We start from the raw sequence: 18,975 nt of genomic DNA, 5'->3' as shown, positions 1-18,975 counted from the left end.
AAAATGAAGAAAATTAATAAATTTTTAAAGGACAATAAAAAAATATTATTGTTTGCTGTTTTTCTTCTTGTATTTGTATCAGCGTGTACAAGTGTAAGGAATTCAGATGGAACGATTGATCCAAGTAAACTTATCTATCTTGATACACCATATATGGATAGTATTAGCGAGGGATGGTTTAATATAATTGTTTGGCCAGTAGCACAACTTATTAACTTAGTTGCTAAGTATTTGGATGCTGGATGGGGAATTATTATTGTTACAATATTAATTAACCTTGTAACAGCAGCAATGTCAATCAAACAACAAGTTGCAACGCAAAAGATGCAAATGATTCAACCAGAACAACAACGTATTCAAGCGAAGTATGAAGGAAAAACAGATCAAGCATCAAAAATGCGTCAAGCACAAGAATTACAAAACTTATATAAGAAACATGATATAAATCCAATGGGATCATTGGTGACAATGTTTATTCAATTACCAGTTATTCTTGCTGTTTATCAAGCAGTAATGAGAGCTGATTCAGTTTATAAAGGTGAATTTATGGGTGTTGACTTAACAACAACACCAATGCAAGGAATTACAAAAGGACAAATTGCAATTATTATTATCTTTGCTCTTATGGTTATATTCCAATTTGTATCACTTAAATTACCTCAATATCTTGCTAAAAAACGTAAAGAAAATAGTAATATCAAAACCAAAGATTATGCAAATCCAAAAGATAAAAAAGGTGGAATGCAAGGTTCTATGAATATGATGATGTATATGTCAGTAGGGATGATTGTAATCTTTGCCATTAACTGGCCTTTGGGGATGTCATTTTACTGGTTAGTATCTGCTTTTACTAGAATTATTCAAAATATTGTTATTCAAAAATTCTTTATTAAAGATATGTAGGAGCAATTCTATGAAACAATATACAGGAAAAAATGTTGATGAAATTCTAGCATCTATCGCTGCTGAAAAAAATGTTACGACAGAAGATATAACATATACCGTAATTGAAGAAAAAGCAGGATTTTTAGGTGTTGGTAAAGAAGTAACAATTGAAGCATATACAAAAGCAGATATAAAAGATTATATTTATGATTATTTACAACAATACTTTGAAAATATCGAAATGGATATTGAAATGATGATTGAAGAACAAGATAATTTTTATAAAATTAATCTTAATGCATCTAATAATGCTATTTTAATTGGAAAAGCAGGACAAACATTACAAGCGATGAACAATGTTTTAAAAGCTGCTGTATCAAGTCATTTCAAAAAACGTGTTTCATGTTTAATTGATATTAATGGATATAAAGATGAACGATATAAAAAAGTTATTGGAATTGCAACAAGAGTTGCAAAAACCGTTGTTTATTCAAAAACCGATGCTCTTTTGGATCCAATGCCAAATGATGAACGTAAAGCAATTCATAATCATTTGACGACAATGCCACATGTGGCAACCGTATCTGAAGGAGAAGGAAATCAAAGAAGATTAAAAATAGTTTATGTAGAAGAGGATTAAATCCTCTTTTTTTAATAAAAAAGATATGCTTTCTAACATATCCTTTATAAGTAAAAATAGAATGAATTGAATTTGTTCTATTTGGCATAATTCAATATATAACTATTTTGTTTTTCTTTAGAATCCATCTTTTTAAAAGTATACAAAACACATAAAATAGCAGCAAGAAAGGAAATGATATCAGCAATTGGTGCTGAATATAAAATACCTGTTAAGCCAAACTTCATTGGTAAAAACAAAACGAGAGGAACACCTAAAATAAAATCTTTCAATAAGGATAATCCAGTAGATAAAAAAGGTTTACCTAAAGATTGAAGGAAGATACTTATTGATTTTTGAATACAACATAAAATAATTGTGGATAGATAAATACGAAAAGATATAACAGCGAATTCATTATATAATGCACTTTCACTACCAAATATTTGAATAATGTTATTAGGAAATATTTCAAATAATATCATAGCTATAAATCCAACAATGAATTGAGCAATCATCATCGTTTTAAATATTTCTTTTACACGGTCAAAGCGACCAGCTCCATAGTTATAACCAATGATAGGTTGTGATCCAGCTGCAATTCCAACAACAATGGATATTACAATCTGAAATACTTTCATAACGATTCCCATCACAGTTAAGGGAATATCAGCCCCATATGGAGATTGTGTTCCAAAAGTAATTAGTGTATTATTCATAACAATCATAATGATAACAATGGATACTTGTGTTAGAAAACTACTCATTCCTAATGGTAAAAAGGATTTTATTGTTGAAATAGATAATTGAAAACTCCTTTTTTCTAAATGGAAAGATTTTGCATTACGTAAATAATGGAAACCCAAAATAGCAGTTACAATTTGACCACTGATAGTAGCTAAGGCAGCACCTTTCATCCCCCATCCAAAAACAAAAATAGCAAGGGGATCTAAAATGATATTAATGATGGCACCAAGCAAGGTAATCATCATGGAATAGCGTGGATTTCCATCGGCTCTTATAATTGAGCACATGAAATTACCAAACATGAAAAAAGGAATTCCAAGAACAATATAGATATAATATTCACGAGCATAATCAATATTGTTTTTGGTAGCTCCAAATGCAGATAAAAGCTGTTCTTTAAAAATAAAAAATAAAATTGTTACAATAAGGCCGATTCCAATGGTGATAATAATTGCATTTCCTACACTGATGTGTGCTTTATCACTATTCTTTCGCCCCTGACAAATACTTAAGAATGCTGCACATCCATATCCAATCATCAAAGCAATTGCTAAAGCGATAATCGTGATAGGAAAGACTACATTCGTTGCTCCATTTCCTAAATACCCAATCCCTTGACCAATGAATATTTGATCTACAATGTTGTATAGGGAAGATACTAATAAAGCCATAATACATGGAATTGAAAATTTCAACATCAATTTTCCAATTCGCTCTTTTTCTAAATAATGATTCATAATTAACCTCCTAAAAAAAGCAGCACCATTACGAGAGGCCTTCTCATAAATGGTACTGCCTAGGAGTTGATTATAGCACTTGAAAAAAATTTGTGTAAGTATTTTTTTTATAGTTTAATGTGGTAATTTTTATTTAAGTTAATATAAAATTACCACATTAAAGTGTCCAAAAGTTTTTTTTAAAAGATGGGAAAGTTGGTATTGTTTAGTATAGGAGGAAATATGAAAGTAGAAAAGCGAAATTATTACTTCACGAAAATTTTAGAATGTTTATTGGAAAATGAACTCGTCACAACCAAAGATATTGCTGAACAGGTAAAAATATCGGAAAAGACAACACGTACAAAGATAAGTGAAATCAATGAATATCTAGAAGATAATCAACTAGGAATAATTTTAAAAAAACCTAGGATTGGAAATTGGCTTGAAGTAGATGAAGCGCAACGTGGAAGAATCCGTCAAATCATTTATAACAACGATGAACTCTTAACAATTCAAGATGAAGATGAACGGATGTATGATGTTTTAAGTTATATATTTAAACATCGTAAAAAAGAAATTATTACGACAATGAAACTTGCAAATCATTTATATCTTAGTACGCCAACCATTTTAAAGATTTTAAAGGATTGTGAAAAATATTTGAATGAACATCATGTGAAATTAAAAAATACCCGTAATGATGGTATCATCATTATTTTCAATGAGTCCAATTATCGCAATGTGTTGAAACGAATTATCATGCGCAGTTCACAAACCAAAGCAATTGAAAAAAATATCATGGATATCTTACCAGGAATTCATATTGATGCTGTGAAAAAGATTATGCTGGATGTTGAAAACGAATGGAAGTTTGAATTTAGCGATGAATCGTTTTATGAAATTCTAGTATATTACTGTATGGCTATCCATCGTTGTAATAAGGGTACTTTTAAAATAGATACAAAAGATTATAAAACCCTTGAACAATATCATGAATATACATTTGCGAAAGCTATTTTTGAAAAAATTGAAAAAGCTTTTAAATTAAAATTTTCAAGAGAAGAAATTCATTTTCTTGTCATACAAATCCTGTGTTCAAGATTTTTAGGAGAGGAAGTAGATTTTGAAAATCGTGAAATTTTAAAACGATATGATGCAAAGTTAATTGCTTTCACAAATGAATTAATCGATATGGCTTCGCAAATTTTATCGACAGATTTACAAGATGATAGTGTTTTAAGAAATAGTTTATTGAATCACTTACGTTCTACAATCTTTCGTATGGAATATGGAAAGCCATCATCAAATTCATTAATATATTTTATAAAAAAAGAGTACAAACATCTTTTTCGTCAGATGTGGAGTACGAGTGTATTGTTTGAAAAATACTTTAACTTTAAGATTACAGAAGATGAACTTGGCTTTATTTGTTTGTATATTCAAGCAGCATTAGATCGTAAAGAACAACAATATAAATTGTTGATTATTTCTAATCAAACAAACAGTACTACACAATTTATGATTCAAAAAATTCAAAAGATGTATCCTGAAATAAATGAAGTAAAAGTTACAGGGTCCCATGATTTTGATATTAAACGATATGATGATTATAGAATCATTGTAAGCTTAGTTGATCTTTCTATAAAAGATCGAAGAATGTTATATATAACCGAATTTCTAAATGAAGATTGGATTCATGATTTGGCTAAAAAGATTAAAGATTTATCATTGACTTCAGATATGGAGACAACTATTTTTAATCCAATTTGTCATCAATTGTTTGATCCTGATTTGATTTTTAAAAATTTAGCTTGTAAGAATAAAGATGAATTATTAAAAATTATGTCAAAAAGAATGACAAAGAAAGGCTTTGTTACACAAGAGTTTGGAAATAGTGTATTGGATCGAGAACAAGCAACAACAACTGAAATTGGAAATGGAATAGCATTACCGCATGGAAATCAATTTTATGTGAATGAACCAAAGGTAGCAATTGCAATATTAGATAAACCAATTGTTTGGGATCGTGAAGAAGTCGATATTGTTTTTCTTTTAGCGATGCGGATGATAAGCAAAGAAGAAAGCAAACAAGCACAAGCATTTTATAAAGAATATGTTTCATTAGTAGAAAGTAATGAGAAACTTCAGAAACTTAAAAATATGCGAACAAATTTAGATTTATATAGATATTTAATACGATAGGAGAAGGCGTGAGATGAAGGTTATCGATGCAATAGATGAAAGAATTATTGATTTATCAATGAATACAAAAAACAAGAAAGAAACCATTAAGGCATTAGCAGATAAGTTACATGATGCAGGATATATTAATGATGTTGGAGCTTTTATAAAGGATATTTATGAGCGAGAAGCACAAGGAATAACGGGGATTGGAAACTATATTGCAATTCCTCATGGAAAGAGTGATTCTGTAACTCAAGTAGGGATTGCAATTGGAAAGTTGAATGATGAAATTGAGTGGGAAACACTGGATGGAAAAGGTGTGAAGTTAGTCTTTTTATTTGCTGTTAGTAATGATCATGAGTATGCGAAAAACCATATGAAATTACTAGCAGAAATAGCTACCAAATTAGGAAATGATGAAGCGGTAGAAAAATTAAATAAGATGCAGGAAGTTAGTGAATTAAGGGAAATTTTCACAGCCGTGTAAAAAAAATTACCAGATTAAAATTACTGAACATGTTTTTAGAAGAAAAAAATAAGTGATAAATTAAGACGTGTTAAGAGTTTAAGGAGGACAAATATGAAAATCGTTGGGATTGCAGCTTGTACATCAGGAATTGCGCATACATATATTGCAAAAGAAAAACTGATGCGTGCGGCAGAAGCATTGGGTCATGATGTACATGTTGAAACACAAGGGACAATCGGTACAGAAGATGAACTGACAAAAGAAGATATCGAACAAGCGGATGTAGTTATCATCGCTGCGGATATCAAAGTAGGAGGAAAGGAACGTTTTGCTGGGAAAAAGGTTGTTGAAGTACCTACTCATATTGTGATTAAATCACCAAAAGCGTTACTTACAAAAATTCAAAAGGAACTAGGTTTATAAGAGAGGAAAGTAAAATGAAAAACTTACAATTGAAAAAACATGCACTTACGGCAATATCATATATGTTGCCACTTGTTGTAACAGCAGGGCTTTTAATTGCTATTGGAAATCTTACAGATGGACAAGTAATTAGTGATTATAAAGCTGCATACAGTGTACCAGATGCACTTGTATCATTAGGTGTATTAGGAATGGGATTAATCGCTCCTGTAATGGCAGCGGGAATAGCATATTCAATCGCCGATCGACCAGGAATTGCACCAGGGTTATTTATGGGACTTATTGCAAATTCGATTGGAGCAGGATTCTTAGGGGGAATGTTAGGAGGATATCTAATAGGGTTCTTCTTAAACTGGATGAAAAATACAATTAAAGTACCAAAATGGGCAGAAGGTTTAATGCCAATGATGATCTTACCTATGGTATCAACGACAATCATTGGATTGTTGATGTTCTTCGTATTAGGAGTACCAATTGTTTGGTTATCAGATTGGTTAACAGAAACATTACAAGGATTACAAGGTGGATCAAGCTTTATCTTTGGTGCTGTTATGGGTGGTATGGCAGCCTTTGATTTTGGAGGTCCAGTAAACAAAGTAGCTTCTTTATTTGCAGATGGATTATTATTAGAAGGAATCTATGGACCTGAAGCATGTAAGATATGTGCATCAATGATTCCTCCATTCGGAGTTACATTAGCATGGATTATAAATCGTAAAAAATATACGAAGCAAGAAGCAGATAATATTAAAATTGCTTTCCCAATGGGAGTTTGTATGATTACTGAAGGAGTTATTCCAATTGCAGCAAATGATCCGCTTAGAGTAATTGGTGCTTGTACAGCTGGTGGAGCATTAGGAGGAGCATTGATCATGACATTAGGAGTTGGTTCACCAGTTCCAAGTGGGGGAATGTTTATCGTACCAGCAATGGAAAATCCAATTGGTTTCTTAATTGCCTTAGGAGCAGGAACATTGCTTACAGCAATAATCTTAGTAATTACAAAAAAAGAAGCTGTAGAGCAAGTAGTTATTGAAGAAGAGGAAGAAGAAGTAGATTTATCAGACGTAGTAATTACAGGCTAGTGGGAGAAAAATTATGTATGTTTCAATGAAAGGAATGCTTGAAAGAGCAAACAAAGAAAATTATGCAGTTATGGCAATCAATTGCTTTAATATTGAAACAGCAAGAGCTGTCATTGATGCTGCTCAACAAGAGCGGGCACCAATCATCGTAAACATTGTTCAAGAACACATGGTCGAACATTGCGACAGTGCATTGATCGCACCAATCGTTCGTGAATTGGCACAGCGTGCAAGTGTTGAGGTAGCATTAAACTTTGACCATGGAGAAGAAATAGGCTTATTGAAAAAAGCAATTGTTGATGGCTATTCTTCCGTTATGGTAGATGCTTCACGTTTTGACCTTGAAGGCAATATCAAGATGACAAAAGAGATTGTTGATTTTGCGAAGGCTTACGATGTCAGTGTAGAAGGAGAAATTGGTTGTATGGGTGGTAGTGAAGGTGGAAAATTCACGAAGGAATCAATGCTAACAGATGTAGCAGAAGCAAAGCGTTTTGCTTATGAAACAGGCATTGATGCATTGGCAATTTCCATTGGAACATCACACGGAAATTATCCAGAAGGATATGTACCAGAATTTGACTTTAATCGCTTAAAAGAAATAAAAGAAGCAACAAAGATGCCACTCGTATTACATGGTGGTTCAGGTTCAGGTGATGAAAATATAAAACAATGTGTTGCATATGGGATTAATAAAATCAATGTTGGTTGTGATTTTATGAATGCCAATGTAGCAAGTATAAAAAAGCATTTAGAAAAAGATCCAGATATCAATTATTGGGTTATGATGCATCAGGTAGAAAAAGATAGTCAACAACTTGTGAGACATTATATTCAATTATCAAAATCAAGTGGAAAATCATTATAGAAAGAAGGATATGAACTATGTTAATGAATATGAAAGATTTATTAGAAGTAGCAAATAAAAATGGCTTTGCTGTTCCTGCATTTAATATTGGAAGTGATCAATTATTGAAAGCAGTTATGCAAGAGTCAATCGCAAAAAATGCACCAGTAATATTAGAATTGTCACCAGATGAATTAAAGTTTGTGGAAGAAAGCTTAATTGAAAGTATGATTTATGAAGCAAAGAAAGCAAGTATTCCCGTTGTGATTCATTTGGATCATGGCGATAATATTGATATTGTGAAAAGAGCAATTCAGGCTGGCTTTACATCTGTAATGATTGATGCTTCAAAAATGCCTTATGATGCAAATGTGGAAATTACAAAACAAGTAGTTGCCCTTGCGCATCCTAAAAATGTTTCTGTTGAAGCAGAATTAGGAACAATCGGAGTAACTGGAAACTCAATTGAAGGCGGAACAAAGGATGTAATTTATACAGATCCAGAACAAGCTGTAGATTTTGTGGAAAAGACAGGCGTTGACACCCTTGCTGTTGCAATTGGTACGGCTCATGGTATTTATCCAAAAGATATGAAACCAGAATTACGCTTAGATATCTTACAAAAGATAAAAGATAAAGTTGAGATTCCATTAGTACTTCATGGTGGTTCTTCAAACAAAGATGAAGAAATTGCAGAAGCAGTAAAAATTGGAATATCAAAAATTAATATATCAAGTGATATTAAAGTAGCATTCTATGAAAAATGTAGAGAAGTATTAAATGCCAATCCTGGATATAGAGAACCTTTAGAAATTTATCCAGAGAGTATAAAAGCGTGTCGTTGTGTTGTTGGAAATAAAATAGACTTATTTAATGCCACAGATAAAGCGTCACTATATCGTTAAAAAATAGACATCCTCAAAGGATGTCTGTTTTCATATGCCTTATAAATGCATATAATATTTCTTTGTTATACAATATATGTACAAGGAGGAAGTAGAAATGATGGATAGAATAGCACCAGTTTTAGATACCTTAGCAACAATCATTGATATTTTCTCAGTAATTGTACTTACTTATGGAGTGCTTTGTAGTGCAAAAGATTTTATTATATCAAGATTTACTACAAACAATCGAAAACAAGAATTTATTGAAACAACAAAGATAAAAAATCAATTGGCTTCTTATATTTTATTAAGTTTAGAAATCTTAATTGCTGCTGATATCATTGAAACGATTGTAAGTCCAACCCTTACTGATATTGCCTTATTAGCAGCAACCGTTATTATTCGTACGGTTATCTCTTATTTCTTAAATAAAGAAATCAAAGATGCGAGTGTAAATGAAGGAATATAAACTTTCATGTTTTATAATTATAAAAAATAATATAAATGCTTGCAATTTTAGTTGTTTTGTTATAATGTTATGCTGTAAATATTTTCTTTGAAGAAAGGGTTCCTTTTTTTAGATACTCTAACTTTGGGGAGAATATTTTTATTTGTATAGCTTCAAATTAACCATTTTGGAGGGTTGAAGCAGAAGGGCGGTATAATGAAAAATTTAAAATGGAAGGCACTATGCATTGTGATGTGTCTTTGTTTTGCAGTGTTTACTGCATATGCACAAAAAAATATAAATGCTTATAATTATGGAAATGAAGAGGTTTTCCCTATTGCTGATGGTCTTGCATCAGATGATGAAGGAGTTTATGTAAATGCAGCACAATTACCAAATGGAAAGGTCGTGAGTGTTGGATATTTAAGTAATGATGTTTTAGTAAGTGTGTTTGACCCGCAAACACAAACAGCAACAAGAATTACATTACCAGAAGTAATCAGTAGTGGAGAAGCTCATTCTGTTATTCCTTTAGCTGATAATTCTTATATGATTTTTGGGCTAGGAGGAAATGAAGTGACCAAAGGTCTTGCAGCTAAGATTGATAGTGCTGGTAATGTAGAAGTGCTAGCAGCACCGGCATCGCAAGAGTTGAAAAGAGTAAACTATGTGTATGGAGATGTATTGAATGATGGATCTGTTATTGTTGCAGGAATCGGAACGTTTACAAATGATAAAAAACAACCAGTGGTTGTGAAATTTAATACGGATGGTACAAGTCAGTTATTAAATCTACCAGAATTGGTTATGGATGGAGGTCATTTTAGCGATGTTTGTGCTTTAGCAGATGGATCTTTTATTGCTGTTGGACAACGTGATTCTAATAGCATACCATTGATTGTGAAATTTAGTGCGGATGGCCAAGGAAAAGTCATTCCAACACCTGCAGAAATTACAAATGGTGAATTTATGAAGCTTACTAAAGATGCAAATGGAAATGTGGTTGCAGTAGGTGAAGGAAGAATAAATGAAGAAGCGCAACAGATTGCAGTAAAAATAAAACCAGATGAAAGTGTTAGTGTTTTTGAAAAGCCATCAAATGTTACAAATTATGAAAGGGTGTACTTTTATCATGTTATGGCACAGGATGATGGATCTTTCCTTGCTTCAGGAACAGCAGAAATAAATGGAGTAGAAACAGGAGTTGTCGTTCGATTAAGTGATGAAGGATCACTTCTATTAAATCCACAAATGGATTTAAGCAATGGACTATTTTATGCAACAAAAGCATTACCAGATGGAACTGTTGTTTCAGTTGGAACAGCATATAATTCGATAAGTGGTTTGTCAGAACCTTGTGTTATTCAATTTGATACAAATGGAAATGGTAAAAGAATAGCAATGAGTGCAGAAATAGGTATGTTAGTTGATGTAATTGCCTTAGCAGATGGATCATTTATGGTTTTTGGAATGAGTGGTAATACCCAAACTTGGGAAATCATTCCTGCTGTATCAAGATTTACACTGATTGCACATACAGTGAATTTCCAAACCTTTGATGGAAGTCAAGTAGCGAGTCAAACGTTATATGATGAAGGTTTCGTGACGATACCAAATGAACCAACTAAAGAAGGATATATATTTGAAGGATGGTATACAGATGAACAATGTACAATAGCATATGACTTCAATAGTCCAGTAAAAAGTTCATTTACGTTATATGCAAAATGGGAAGAAAAACTTGAAATACCTTCAAATCCAGGAAATGAAAATCCAAAAGATGGAAACACAACAAATAAGACGCCAAACAAGGCTTCGGAAATACAAGCTTCTGTGAAAGCAGGAGATTCAACAAATAAAAATGTATTCTTTATTGCAGCAGTAGGATCACTTATGAGTATCATCTTACTGAGAGCTAGAAAAAGATTGAATAAGTAAAGAAGAGATCGCTTCCTATGAAGCGATTTTTTCTTTATGAACAGAAATATACATTTTTTGGAAGATGTTCAGAATGGAATGGGGTTGTAAGAATTTTTGTAAACGCAGAAGACAATGCAAAACAAATAATTCCTTCTTCCTCTTTTTTACTGGCATCAGCTACTAAAAAAGTTTGTTTACTTTGTTGCATAGCATGATTTTTATAACTTGACGATTGTAAAGAAGTACAAGTGCAGTGAAGGTTCTCAATGTTAAATCCACTGCAGCCAATGAATGCATGGCTAAATTGAAACTGTTTGATAATATCTAAATATAATGTTCCATTCAATGTGTGGTGGGCAAAGTCATAAGTTCCAGCTCCAAAGATTACTGATGCCTTATCTTTCTCTTTGATTTTATCTAAAAGAAATAAATTGTTTGTTACAATCGTAATATTTTTATGACGTATATAATCATAGATATACGCAGGAGTAGAGCCACTGTCCAAATAGATGCAATCACCATCATTAAGAATGGTTGCTACATAACGGGCGATGTTTATTTTTTCTTGTTTGTGAATATCTATTTTCTTTTTAATTGGCAATTCAAAGTCAGCACTTTGTGAGTGATTAAGATCTTTTATTTTTGCTCCACCATGTTCACGAAGCAAAAAACCTTCTTTTTCTAAAGATACTAGATCTCGACGAATCGTTGCACTTGATACATTTAAGTATGTTACTAGTTCACTAACAGTTGTATATTTTTGTGAATAAAGTAGTTCCATGATTTGATGATGTCGCTTGGATAATTTCATATGATCACCTCTATACTTAGTATAATACAAAATGCTCAAAAGTGCGCAAATGATCATATTTATTCTGATTTTCATTTGCTAAGTGACAGATTAATAAAATAGCGATTAATTTTGTGTATTGTTTATGGTTATATATATTGTCTTCATAAACAGGTTGTTTATACTGAAGATAAGAGGAGGTTTAGTCATGAAAAAAATATATCATATTTTACCAGTGTTCAATGAACGTATTTGGGGAGGTCAGGAATTAATAAAACGTTATGGTTATAAAACGGATTTAAAAAATATTGGTGAATGCTATAATGTTATTGCGATGCCAAATCATTTAGACTGTGATGTTCTTGAGACCAATGAGAAACTATCTGCTTTTTATCATAATCATAAAGATTTGTTTGGTAGTGATACAAAAGAGATGCCTGTTCGTGTTGCAATGGCCAATCCAATTATTCCAATGTCTGTACAAGTTCATCCCAATGATGAATATGCTTTAAAACACGATCATCGTTTAGGAAAACCAGATGGAGTGTATTTCATTGAAGGTGAAGGAACAATGGAACTTGGTCATTATGCGAAAACCAGAGAGGAGTTTATTGAGAAAGTAAACGAAGGAGACTGGGATAATTTATTGCGATATATTCCAATCAAAGCTGGTGAATTTGTTGATGTACCATATGGTACATTGCATGCTTTTGGGGGTGGATTTGTTTTAATTGAATTTTCACAGAATGCAGATCTTACATATCGTCTTTATGATTATGATCGAATTGATGAAACAACAAACCAACCAAGAGATTTACACGTTCAGAAAGTGTTTGAGTGTGTAAATATACCCAATGATAAAATTGGTTTAGTTGATTTGAATAAGATTGAAAAAGATTGTTGCATCCTTACATCCTTCCACGATGAACCAGGGGTTTATAGTGCTGGACATATTGAAATAGAAACAAAAGGTAATTATGAACGTGATGAATTCTATTTCTTAACTTGTTTAGGTGGAGAAGGAAAGGTTAATGATATTGCAATCAAGGGTGGTGAAACATTATTTATACCTTGTGAGTTTGGTCCAATTACATTAACAGGAAGTTTAGACTTAAGCTATGTCACATATGTAAAAAAGGAACTGTAATACGAAAGCAATCCTGTGATATTCGTATCACGATTTTTAATACACCTAAAATATAAAAAAAGAGCTGTAACTCTTATAGTTAATCATCTGATTAATCTATTTCGTTACGGCTCTATCTACTTCTTTTAAAAGCTTAACAGCTTTATGCAAGTTATCATGTTGAGTACCAATGTTCAATCTAAAGAAAGGTGTTCCAGCTTCGCCAAATTGTTTTCCCATTTGGATTCCTAAACCAGCATTAATTAATCGTTTTTCCATTTCATCAGAAGATAAGTTAAACTTACGATAGTCAATCCAAACAAGGAAAGTTCCTTCACTTTCTAAACAGTGGAACTTAGTGTTCTTTAATCCATCTCTAATAATTTGATAGCCTTCTTGTAAATAGTCACAAAGCTCATCAACCCAATAAGCACACTTAGTATAAGCAGCGAGGGTAGCTTCAATTGCTAGAATATTTAAAGATGAATAATTCATCTTTTTAGTTTCTAAAGTAAAACGTTTCTTCATATTATCATTATAGAAAATGGTATAAGCTGCTTTTATACCTGCAATATTGAAGATTTTTGTTGGTGCTGTAATTGTAAAGATATGTTCTTTATACGTCGTTGTCATATTTATCATTGGCGTATAGGTAATATAAGGGAAAACGATATCTTTATGAATATCATCAGAGATGATTTCAATATGATAACGTTCACAAAGTTCGATAACCTTTTTTAATTCTTCTTGATTCCAAACTCTACCTCCAGGATTGTGAGGGTTACAGAATAACAAAACTTTTGGTTTTTGTTCAATGATTTGTTTTTCTAAATCATCAAAATCTATTGCATAACGATCATCAACAACTTTCATTTCTGAATAGATAGGCACTCGTTTCAACATATTCACAATATTAAAGAAAGGAAAGTATACAGGTGTAAGCATTAAGATGCCATCTCCTTCTTTACTTAAAATACGCAACAGTGCATTAATGGAAGAAAGGACATTGTTATTAAAAACAATGTTCGCTTTTTCTATTTTCCATTCATGACGTTTCCAGTTCCAATCGATGACAGCATCATATAGTTTATCAGGAATATCTGTGTAACCAAAGATGCCATGTTGAATTCGTTTTTGCATTGCTTCTATCACTTCTTTTGGTGTTTCAAAATCCATGTCAGCAACCCATAAAGGAAGAACATCTTCTTTACCAAATACTTCTTTACGATTATCCCATTTAATCGCGTTTGTATGTACACGATTTGTTTCTTTATCAAAATTTACCATAGTTTCTCCTTAATAGTTTTTTACTACTAGTATTGTAATATGGTAGAATGTAAATGTAAACGGTTGTAATAGAAGGGATAGGGAAAACACTATCTTTTTTAATTTTGTGGAGGAACGCATGATTGATGTATTAACAGAAAAGACCATTCGTGTTTTATTAAAAAGTGATCAACCAATCACTTCAAAGATGATTGCTACAGAGATTGGAATGTCGATAAGTAGTATAAAACACAATATGGATTATGTACGAAAAACGATTCAAACAAGTGGAGCAGTTTTAAACTCGGTTCCAGGAAAAGGGTTTTGGATCGAAGGGGAAGTATTTGAAAAACAAAAGCTATCAGAACTCATCAATCAGAATCATGATAAGTCGTATTCTTTCGCATATCGAAAAAATTATATCTTAGATATTTTATTTAAACACAACTCCAATTATACAATTCAAATTTTTGCGGATGACCTTGGAGTGGGTAGAAATATCATTCTTCGAGATTTAGAAGTAATTGAAAAATGGTTACAGTACTTTGATTTAAAAATTATCAAAGTAAGAAATAAAGGTGTATGTATTGAAGGTGGTGAGTTTCATATTCGCCAAGCGATGATGTACAACAACAGTGTTCGTTTAGAAGATATACAACTAAAATATTTACGACCTGATGAAATCTTAGATTATCGAATAGACCAACGAAATTACAATTACTTTAAAGAAGTATATCCCAAAGTGGATATTATCGAAATTCAAAAATTACTCCAACAAGTAGAAAAAGATACCGATTTTGTCTATGATGATGTTTCTTTTGTTCAATTATTAGAATATATCAGTGTCTCTTTGATGCGGGTGAAAGATGGAAATATCATTTTAGAAAAAAACATTTTAAATAATTGTAAAATCACCAACCGCGATTATACTGCTGCAAAAAAGCTATTTGATATCGCTATTGATGATGTCCAAGCATATTTATCAATCGAAGTTCGTTGTATGGCTGCTCAATTTGTATTGCATGGTTCTTATGATGTAGCTACCAGTCTTATCAAAGAAGAATATTATGATGAAATTGCTCGTCAGTTTGTAGAACGATTAAAAAACATCATTGCAAATAAAACACTATTTATCAATGAAGGTTTAATCAGTGATATCGGTCTCTTTTTTCAAAAAAAGAAAATGCAACAAAGCTATCAGATGATTACAGGAAATTATTTCCGTCGTGATATAAAAAAACAATTACCTAGTTTATATGGAATTGTATTAGCAAATATTTTACCAATTGAAAACAAACTAAATGTGAAATTTACCGAAAATGACATTGCTTATTTTGTAATGTTAATTGATAATGCAATGGAAGATACCATCTATGATTTAAAAACGTTATTAATTACATCATACGATTATAATACCTCTAAATACATTGAGAATAAAATTAAACGTAGTATTGATAATATCAATATATCGAAAGTTGTATATAGTGAAAATATCAATGAAGTAAATCCTGAAAAGTATGATTTAATCATTACGACAACCCCTGTTCCTTTTGATAATGTTTTGAAAATATCAAGACGTGTAGGAACACCAGATTTTGCTTTGATTGAAAAGCGAGTAAAAGAAATTCAAGCGGAAAAGCAAGAGATTATTGTGAAAGATTATCATTTATTCTCAGAGTCTTTGATTATTCCTAAATATAATGCAAAACGAAAAGAAGATGTAATTGAAAAAGGATGTAAGCTTTTGATGGAACAAGGTTTTGTAAGTGAAGGCTTTGAAGAAAAGATTCTGCAACGTGAGAATATAACACCTACGTCCATTGGAAATGGCATAGCGATTCCCCATGGATATCGAACTCATGTGATAAAGAGTGGTGTTGCAGTAATTAAATTGGAGCGTCCTATAAATTGGACGGAAGATGATAAGGTGGATATTGTGTTTGTTATTGCTATCGACTTTGAAACTCAGGGTGAAATTTATAGTTTCTTCTCACAGTTTTATGAATTGATTGATGATCATGAACGCGTAGCTTCTATACGTGATGCGAAAAGTATAACTAGTATCTTAAAAGCAGTAGATGATAGTGGTATTGTTTTAAGAGAAGTATAAAAAAATTATTCACTAAGAATAATTTTTTTAATTATGAAATTAGTCCATTAACATTCCCATGTAAGGAATGCTTGAGACGATGTTGATATCTTTTAAATTACCTCCAAGCAATAAGCGTTTGGTTAATTCACCAATGCTTATGGTATCTTCATTTGTACTATTTGAAATTTTTTCGCAATCTCCATCACAAAGAGAGAAGACCCCTGTATTTTGATAAAGGTAATCATCTTGGATGGATAAGGTTAGTTTTAATTCAAGATTTTTTCTAGCAAGCATAGAAAGAACTTCATAAACATTTAAAATTCTAGCCATACCATACGCTTTTTGTATACTATCCATAGTTGGAAGTGCACTTTTTACTAAGATTTTAGTAAGTGCATAGTGCTGCAATACAGCATTTAACAGGGGAATATATAAAGTAGTAGATACAAACATTTCACGAACATGAAGTTCTTTTTTAGTATCGATAAAAACAATTCCACAAACATTGTCTATATCCAATCCATAATGGATGACACCACCGTTAAGAAGGTGTTCATCAACCATAATTTTAAAATCGTCTTTCGTCTTACAAAGAAGATTAGAAGATGGCTTCATCATTATTTCATAATACGTATATATATCATCAAACATAGAATCTTCATATACGTGTAAAGAAACAACCTTCGTCGTTGGTTGTTTTTTATAATATTTTTCCCAAGTTGAAAAGCAAGAAACAAATCCATACTTTTCATATAATGAAAATAAAGAAGTAGAAGAAGGAACCAACCCTCCTAAGATAATTTCTTTATTGTAAAGATCACGAAAGGTACATCCTAATAGTTCTTTCATTAACCCTTGATTACGTTGTTCTTTGTTTGTCATAATGGCATGAAAATAACCAAATCGTAAGTTTTCATCCATCAACCGATAGGTATATGGATGAACTTGTAAACTGGATACAATGGTATCATTTTCCTCAATCAAATAAGAAAAATCCGTATTATATTTATGTTTAAAATAATAATCAAGATAGTCATCTTGGTCTTGAAAGATATCTTTCCACAAAGTGTGAATCATGGGAAGGTCTTTTTTTTCTGTGTTACGAAACATGCATACTCTCCTTTAAAGCGATACGCCCTTTTTAATAATTTGACAGGGTTAAGCTTATGATGATACTGCCAAATAAGAAAGCGATAACCTTATTATCAGTAGCATAATGATAAACCTTAAATAGAAGTAATTCATTGAAATAAAGGTATTGCTTTTTACTTCTTTTTAAACGTCTAAATCTATTATAGTAAAGAAATCATGTTTGGACAATCGAAAAGACAGATTTACTAAGATTAATCAAAAAAACGAAACAACATTATTGTTTAAAAAATATTTTTTTGCAACGAGCTGCTTCTTTTTTGTTTTTTTGATATTTAAAAAAAGCTGATAAATAAAGGGTGAAAAGCAATTAGTTTAATTATGAACTAGACCTAGTGCAAAACAAAGACTTAAGCGATTGGATTTTTATAGGTTGTTTTGTTTATCATAAAATTAGAAAGGAAGCGCTACCAAAACTTCCTGTATAGAAAGGAGAGAGAAATGAAGATTAGATTTGGAGTAGACTCGTTTATCTGGAGTGAAGTTTTTAGTGAGAAGGACTTATGGATCATTCCAAAAGCAGAAGCATTAGGGTTTGAAACGATTGATATAGCAATCGCTCATCCATTTACCTTTCCAACGGAAAAGGTAAAAGCAGAATTGGAAAAAACCAATCTAGAAGTAGTAACGACAACCACCCTAGGAGCAGATACGAATTTAATATCGGAAGATGCTGCAATTCGTCGTAAGGGAATTGATAGTCTAAAGAAATTAGTAGATATCAATCTAGCGTTGGGTTCAAATATTCTAGGTGGAGTAAATTATGCCGGATGGGGATGTTTGAGTGGAAAACCTAAAACGGAACGAGAGTGGAAAGATTCGGTAGAAGCGATGCGAGAAGTTGGAGAATATGCTTTAAAGAAACATCCAAAGCTAAAAATTTGTGTGGAACCAGTAAATCGATTTGAGACACATTTCATCAATACAGCAGAAGATGGAGTGAAGTATTGCAAAGATGTAGGAACTGGAAATATGGCAGTACATTTAGATTGTTTCCACATGATACGAGAAGAGACAAGTTATACAAGAGCAGTAGAGACATGTGGGAAAGAGTATTTAGGGTATGTGCATGTATGTGAGAGTAATCGAGGGATACCAGGAACGGGGTTAGTACCGTTTAAGGAATTCTTTATTGCCCTAAAAAAAGTAGGATATGAAGGACCATGTGTAATAGAAAGTTTTGATCCAAGTTTTGAAGAGTTGAATGCGAATTGTGCGATATGGCGAAAGTTTGCAGATACGGGAGAAGATCTAGCAGTTCAAGGATTAGCAAACCTGAAAAAGATTGCTATGGAAATAGAATAATACAACAGGAGGAA

General features: G+C 31.9%; 17 protein-coding genes. 13 read left to right on the top strand and 4 right to left on the bottom strand.

Translation table 11 applies throughout. The features are described from left to right. Positions 1 to 3: 3 nt before the first annotated feature. Positions 4 to 903: a membrane protein insertase YidC gene (gene yidC / locus M2475_RS03140; protein ID WP_277489529.1), complete on the top strand. Its 900-nt coding sequence runs from the start codon at positions 4 to 6 to the stop codon at positions 901 to 903. A 10-nt stretch (positions 904 to 913) separates the two neighbouring features. After that, on the top strand, positions 914 to 1,525 hold the full coding sequence (locus tag M2475_RS03135; protein ID WP_277489528.1) for a KH domain-containing protein: 612 nt from the start codon (positions 914 to 916) through the stop codon (positions 1,523 to 1,525). Between the two features lie 77 nt (positions 1,526 to 1,602). Here M2475_RS03135 and M2475_RS03130 read toward each other — a convergent pair whose 3' ends face one another. Continuing rightward, complete coding sequence (locus tag M2475_RS03130) at positions 1,603 to 2,988, bottom strand: MATE family efflux transporter (protein WP_277489527.1); 1,386 nt, start codon at positions 2,986 to 2,988, stop codon at positions 1,603 to 1,605. A gap of 222 nt (positions 2,989 to 3,210) precedes the next feature. Between M2475_RS03130 and M2475_RS03125 the strand changes: the two genes are divergently transcribed. The 8 genes from M2475_RS03125 (at position 3,211) to M2475_RS03090 (ending at position 11,251) form a co-directional block, all read left to right on the top strand. Then, positions 3,211 to 5,172 (top strand): PTS sugar transporter subunit IIA, encoded by a 1,962-nt coding sequence (locus M2475_RS03125; protein WP_277489526.1) that lies wholly within the window; start codon positions 3,211 to 3,213, stop codon positions 5,170 to 5,172. 13 nt (positions 5,173 to 5,185) lie between these two features. Further along, the gene (locus M2475_RS03120) at positions 5,186 to 5,641 is read left to right on the top strand and encodes a fructose PTS transporter subunit IIA (protein ID WP_277489525.1); all 456 of its coding nucleotides are present in this window, start codon (positions 5,186 to 5,188) and stop codon (positions 5,639 to 5,641) included. Positions 5,642 to 5,734: 93 nt separating this feature from the next. Beyond that, positions 5,735 to 6,046, top strand: a complete 312-nt coding sequence (locus tag M2475_RS03115; RefSeq protein WP_277489524.1) for a PTS fructose transporter subunit IIB — start codon at positions 5,735 to 5,737, stop codon at positions 6,044 to 6,046. 14 nt (positions 6,047 to 6,060) lie between these two features. Continuing rightward, positions 6,061 to 7,131, top strand: a complete 1,071-nt coding sequence (locus tag M2475_RS03110; RefSeq protein ID WP_277489523.1) for a PTS fructose transporter subunit IIC — start codon at positions 6,061 to 6,063, stop codon at positions 7,129 to 7,131. A gap of 13 nt (positions 7,132 to 7,144) precedes the next feature. After that, entirely contained in the window at positions 7,145 to 7,999 is an 855-nt protein-coding gene (locus tag M2475_RS03105; protein WP_277489522.1) for a class II fructose-bisphosphate aldolase, read from the top strand. Positions 8,000 to 8,016: 17 nt separating this feature from the next. Then, positions 8,017 to 8,883, top strand: a complete 867-nt coding sequence (locus M2475_RS03100) for a ketose-bisphosphate aldolase (protein WP_277489521.1) — start codon at positions 8,017 to 8,019, stop codon at positions 8,881 to 8,883. A 97-nt stretch (positions 8,884 to 8,980) separates the two neighbouring features. Further along, positions 8,981 to 9,334: a DUF1622 domain-containing protein gene (locus M2475_RS03095; protein WP_277489520.1), complete on the top strand. Its 354-nt coding sequence runs from the start codon at positions 8,981 to 8,983 to the stop codon at positions 9,332 to 9,334. A 195-nt stretch (positions 9,335 to 9,529) separates the two neighbouring features. Next, positions 9,530 to 11,251: an InlB B-repeat-containing protein gene (locus M2475_RS03090; protein ID WP_277489519.1), complete on the top strand. Its 1,722-nt coding sequence runs from the start codon at positions 9,530 to 9,532 to the stop codon at positions 11,249 to 11,251. Between the two features lie 34 nt (positions 11,252 to 11,285). Here M2475_RS03090 and M2475_RS03085 read toward each other — a convergent pair whose 3' ends face one another. Beyond that, the gene (locus tag M2475_RS03085) at positions 11,286 to 12,044 is read right to left on the bottom strand and encodes a DeoR/GlpR family DNA-binding transcription regulator (RefSeq protein WP_277489518.1); all 759 of its coding nucleotides are present in this window, start codon (positions 12,042 to 12,044) and stop codon (positions 11,286 to 11,288) included. A 187-nt stretch (positions 12,045 to 12,231) separates the two neighbouring features. Here M2475_RS03085 and M2475_RS03080 point away from each other — a divergent pair, with 187 nt between their 5' ends. Further along, entirely contained in the window at positions 12,232 to 13,170 is a 939-nt protein-coding gene (locus M2475_RS03080; protein WP_277489517.1) for a class I mannose-6-phosphate isomerase, read from the top strand. 96 nt (positions 13,171 to 13,266) lie between these two features. On the opposite strand, the gene M2475_RS03075 is transcribed toward M2475_RS03080, so the two are convergent. Beyond that, complete coding sequence (locus M2475_RS03075; RefSeq protein ID WP_277489515.1) at positions 13,267 to 14,436, bottom strand: PatB family C-S lyase; 1,170 nt, start codon at positions 14,434 to 14,436, stop codon at positions 13,267 to 13,269. Between the two features lie 118 nt (positions 14,437 to 14,554). Here M2475_RS03075 and M2475_RS03070 point away from each other — a divergent pair, with 118 nt between their 5' ends. Continuing rightward, on the top strand, positions 14,555 to 16,525 hold the full coding sequence (locus M2475_RS03070) for a PTS sugar transporter subunit IIA (RefSeq protein WP_277489514.1): 1,971 nt from the start codon (positions 14,555 to 14,557) through the stop codon (positions 16,523 to 16,525). 39 nt (positions 16,526 to 16,564) lie between these two features. Here M2475_RS03070 and M2475_RS03065 read toward each other — a convergent pair whose 3' ends face one another. Further along, the gene (locus M2475_RS03065) at positions 16,565 to 17,617 is read right to left on the bottom strand and encodes a GNAT family N-acetyltransferase (RefSeq protein ID WP_277489513.1); all 1,053 of its coding nucleotides are present in this window, start codon (positions 17,615 to 17,617) and stop codon (positions 16,565 to 16,567) included. A gap of 480 nt (positions 17,618 to 18,097) precedes the next feature. Here M2475_RS03065 and M2475_RS03060 point away from each other — a divergent pair, with 480 nt between their 5' ends. Continuing rightward, a complete protein-coding gene (locus M2475_RS03060; protein ID WP_277489512.1) occupies positions 18,098 to 18,961 on the top strand; it encodes a sugar phosphate isomerase/epimerase family protein in 864 nt (287 codons plus the stop codon). Positions 18,962 to 18,975 lie beyond the last annotated feature (14 nt).

It is taken from the genome of Breznakia sp. PF5-3 (assembly GCF_029504745.1).
Taxonomy (GTDB): Bacteria; Bacillota_I; Bacilli_A; order Erysipelotrichales; family Erysipelotrichaceae; genus Breznakia.
The sequence above is the reverse complement of the archived record's forward strand: the minus strand, read 5'-3'. Positions and strand labels throughout refer to the sequence as shown.

What these genes read in the sequence shown, in the direction of transcription:
- yidC (WP_277489529.1), top strand. Translation starts at nt 4, where the DNA reads ATGAAGAAAATTAATAAATTTTTAAAGGACAATAAAAAAATATTATTG.
- M2475_RS03135 (WP_277489528.1), top strand. Translation starts at nt 914, where the DNA reads ATGAAACAATATACAGGAAAAAATGTTGATGAAATTCTAGCATCTATC.
- M2475_RS03130 (WP_277489527.1), bottom strand. Translation starts at nt 2,988, where the DNA reads ATGAATCATTATTTAGAAAAAGAGCGAATTGGAAAATTGATGTTGAAA.
- M2475_RS03125 (WP_277489526.1), top strand. Translation starts at nt 3,211, where the DNA reads ATGAAAGTAGAAAAGCGAAATTATTACTTCACGAAAATTTTAGAATGT.
- M2475_RS03120 (WP_277489525.1), top strand. Translation starts at nt 5,186, where the DNA reads ATGAAGGTTATCGATGCAATAGATGAAAGAATTATTGATTTATCAATG.
- M2475_RS03115 (WP_277489524.1), top strand. Translation starts at nt 5,735, where the DNA reads ATGAAAATCGTTGGGATTGCAGCTTGTACATCAGGAATTGCGCATACA.
- M2475_RS03110 (WP_277489523.1), top strand. Translation starts at nt 6,061, where the DNA reads ATGAAAAACTTACAATTGAAAAAACATGCACTTACGGCAATATCATAT.
- M2475_RS03105 (WP_277489522.1), top strand. Translation starts at nt 7,145, where the DNA reads ATGTATGTTTCAATGAAAGGAATGCTTGAAAGAGCAAACAAAGAAAAT.
- M2475_RS03100 (WP_277489521.1), top strand. Translation starts at nt 8,017, where the DNA reads ATGTTAATGAATATGAAAGATTTATTAGAAGTAGCAAATAAAAATGGC.
- M2475_RS03095 (WP_277489520.1), top strand. Translation starts at nt 8,981, where the DNA reads ATGATGGATAGAATAGCACCAGTTTTAGATACCTTAGCAACAATCATT.
- M2475_RS03090 (WP_277489519.1), top strand. Translation starts at nt 9,530, where the DNA reads ATGAAAAATTTAAAATGGAAGGCACTATGCATTGTGATGTGTCTTTGT.
- M2475_RS03085 (WP_277489518.1), bottom strand. Translation starts at nt 12,044, where the DNA reads ATGAAATTATCCAAGCGACATCATCAAATCATGGAACTACTTTATTCA.
- M2475_RS03080 (WP_277489517.1), top strand. Translation starts at nt 12,232, where the DNA reads ATGAAAAAAATATATCATATTTTACCAGTGTTCAATGAACGTATTTGG.
- M2475_RS03075 (WP_277489515.1), bottom strand. Translation starts at nt 14,436, where the DNA reads ATGGTAAATTTTGATAAAGAAACAAATCGTGTACATACAAACGCGATT.
- M2475_RS03070 (WP_277489514.1), top strand. Translation starts at nt 14,555, where the DNA reads ATGATTGATGTATTAACAGAAAAGACCATTCGTGTTTTATTAAAAAGT.
- M2475_RS03065 (WP_277489513.1), bottom strand. Translation starts at nt 17,617, where the DNA reads ATGTTTCGTAACACAGAAAAAAAAGACCTTCCCATGATTCACACTTTG.
- M2475_RS03060 (WP_277489512.1), top strand. Translation starts at nt 18,098, where the DNA reads ATGAAGATTAGATTTGGAGTAGACTCGTTTATCTGGAGTGAAGTTTTT.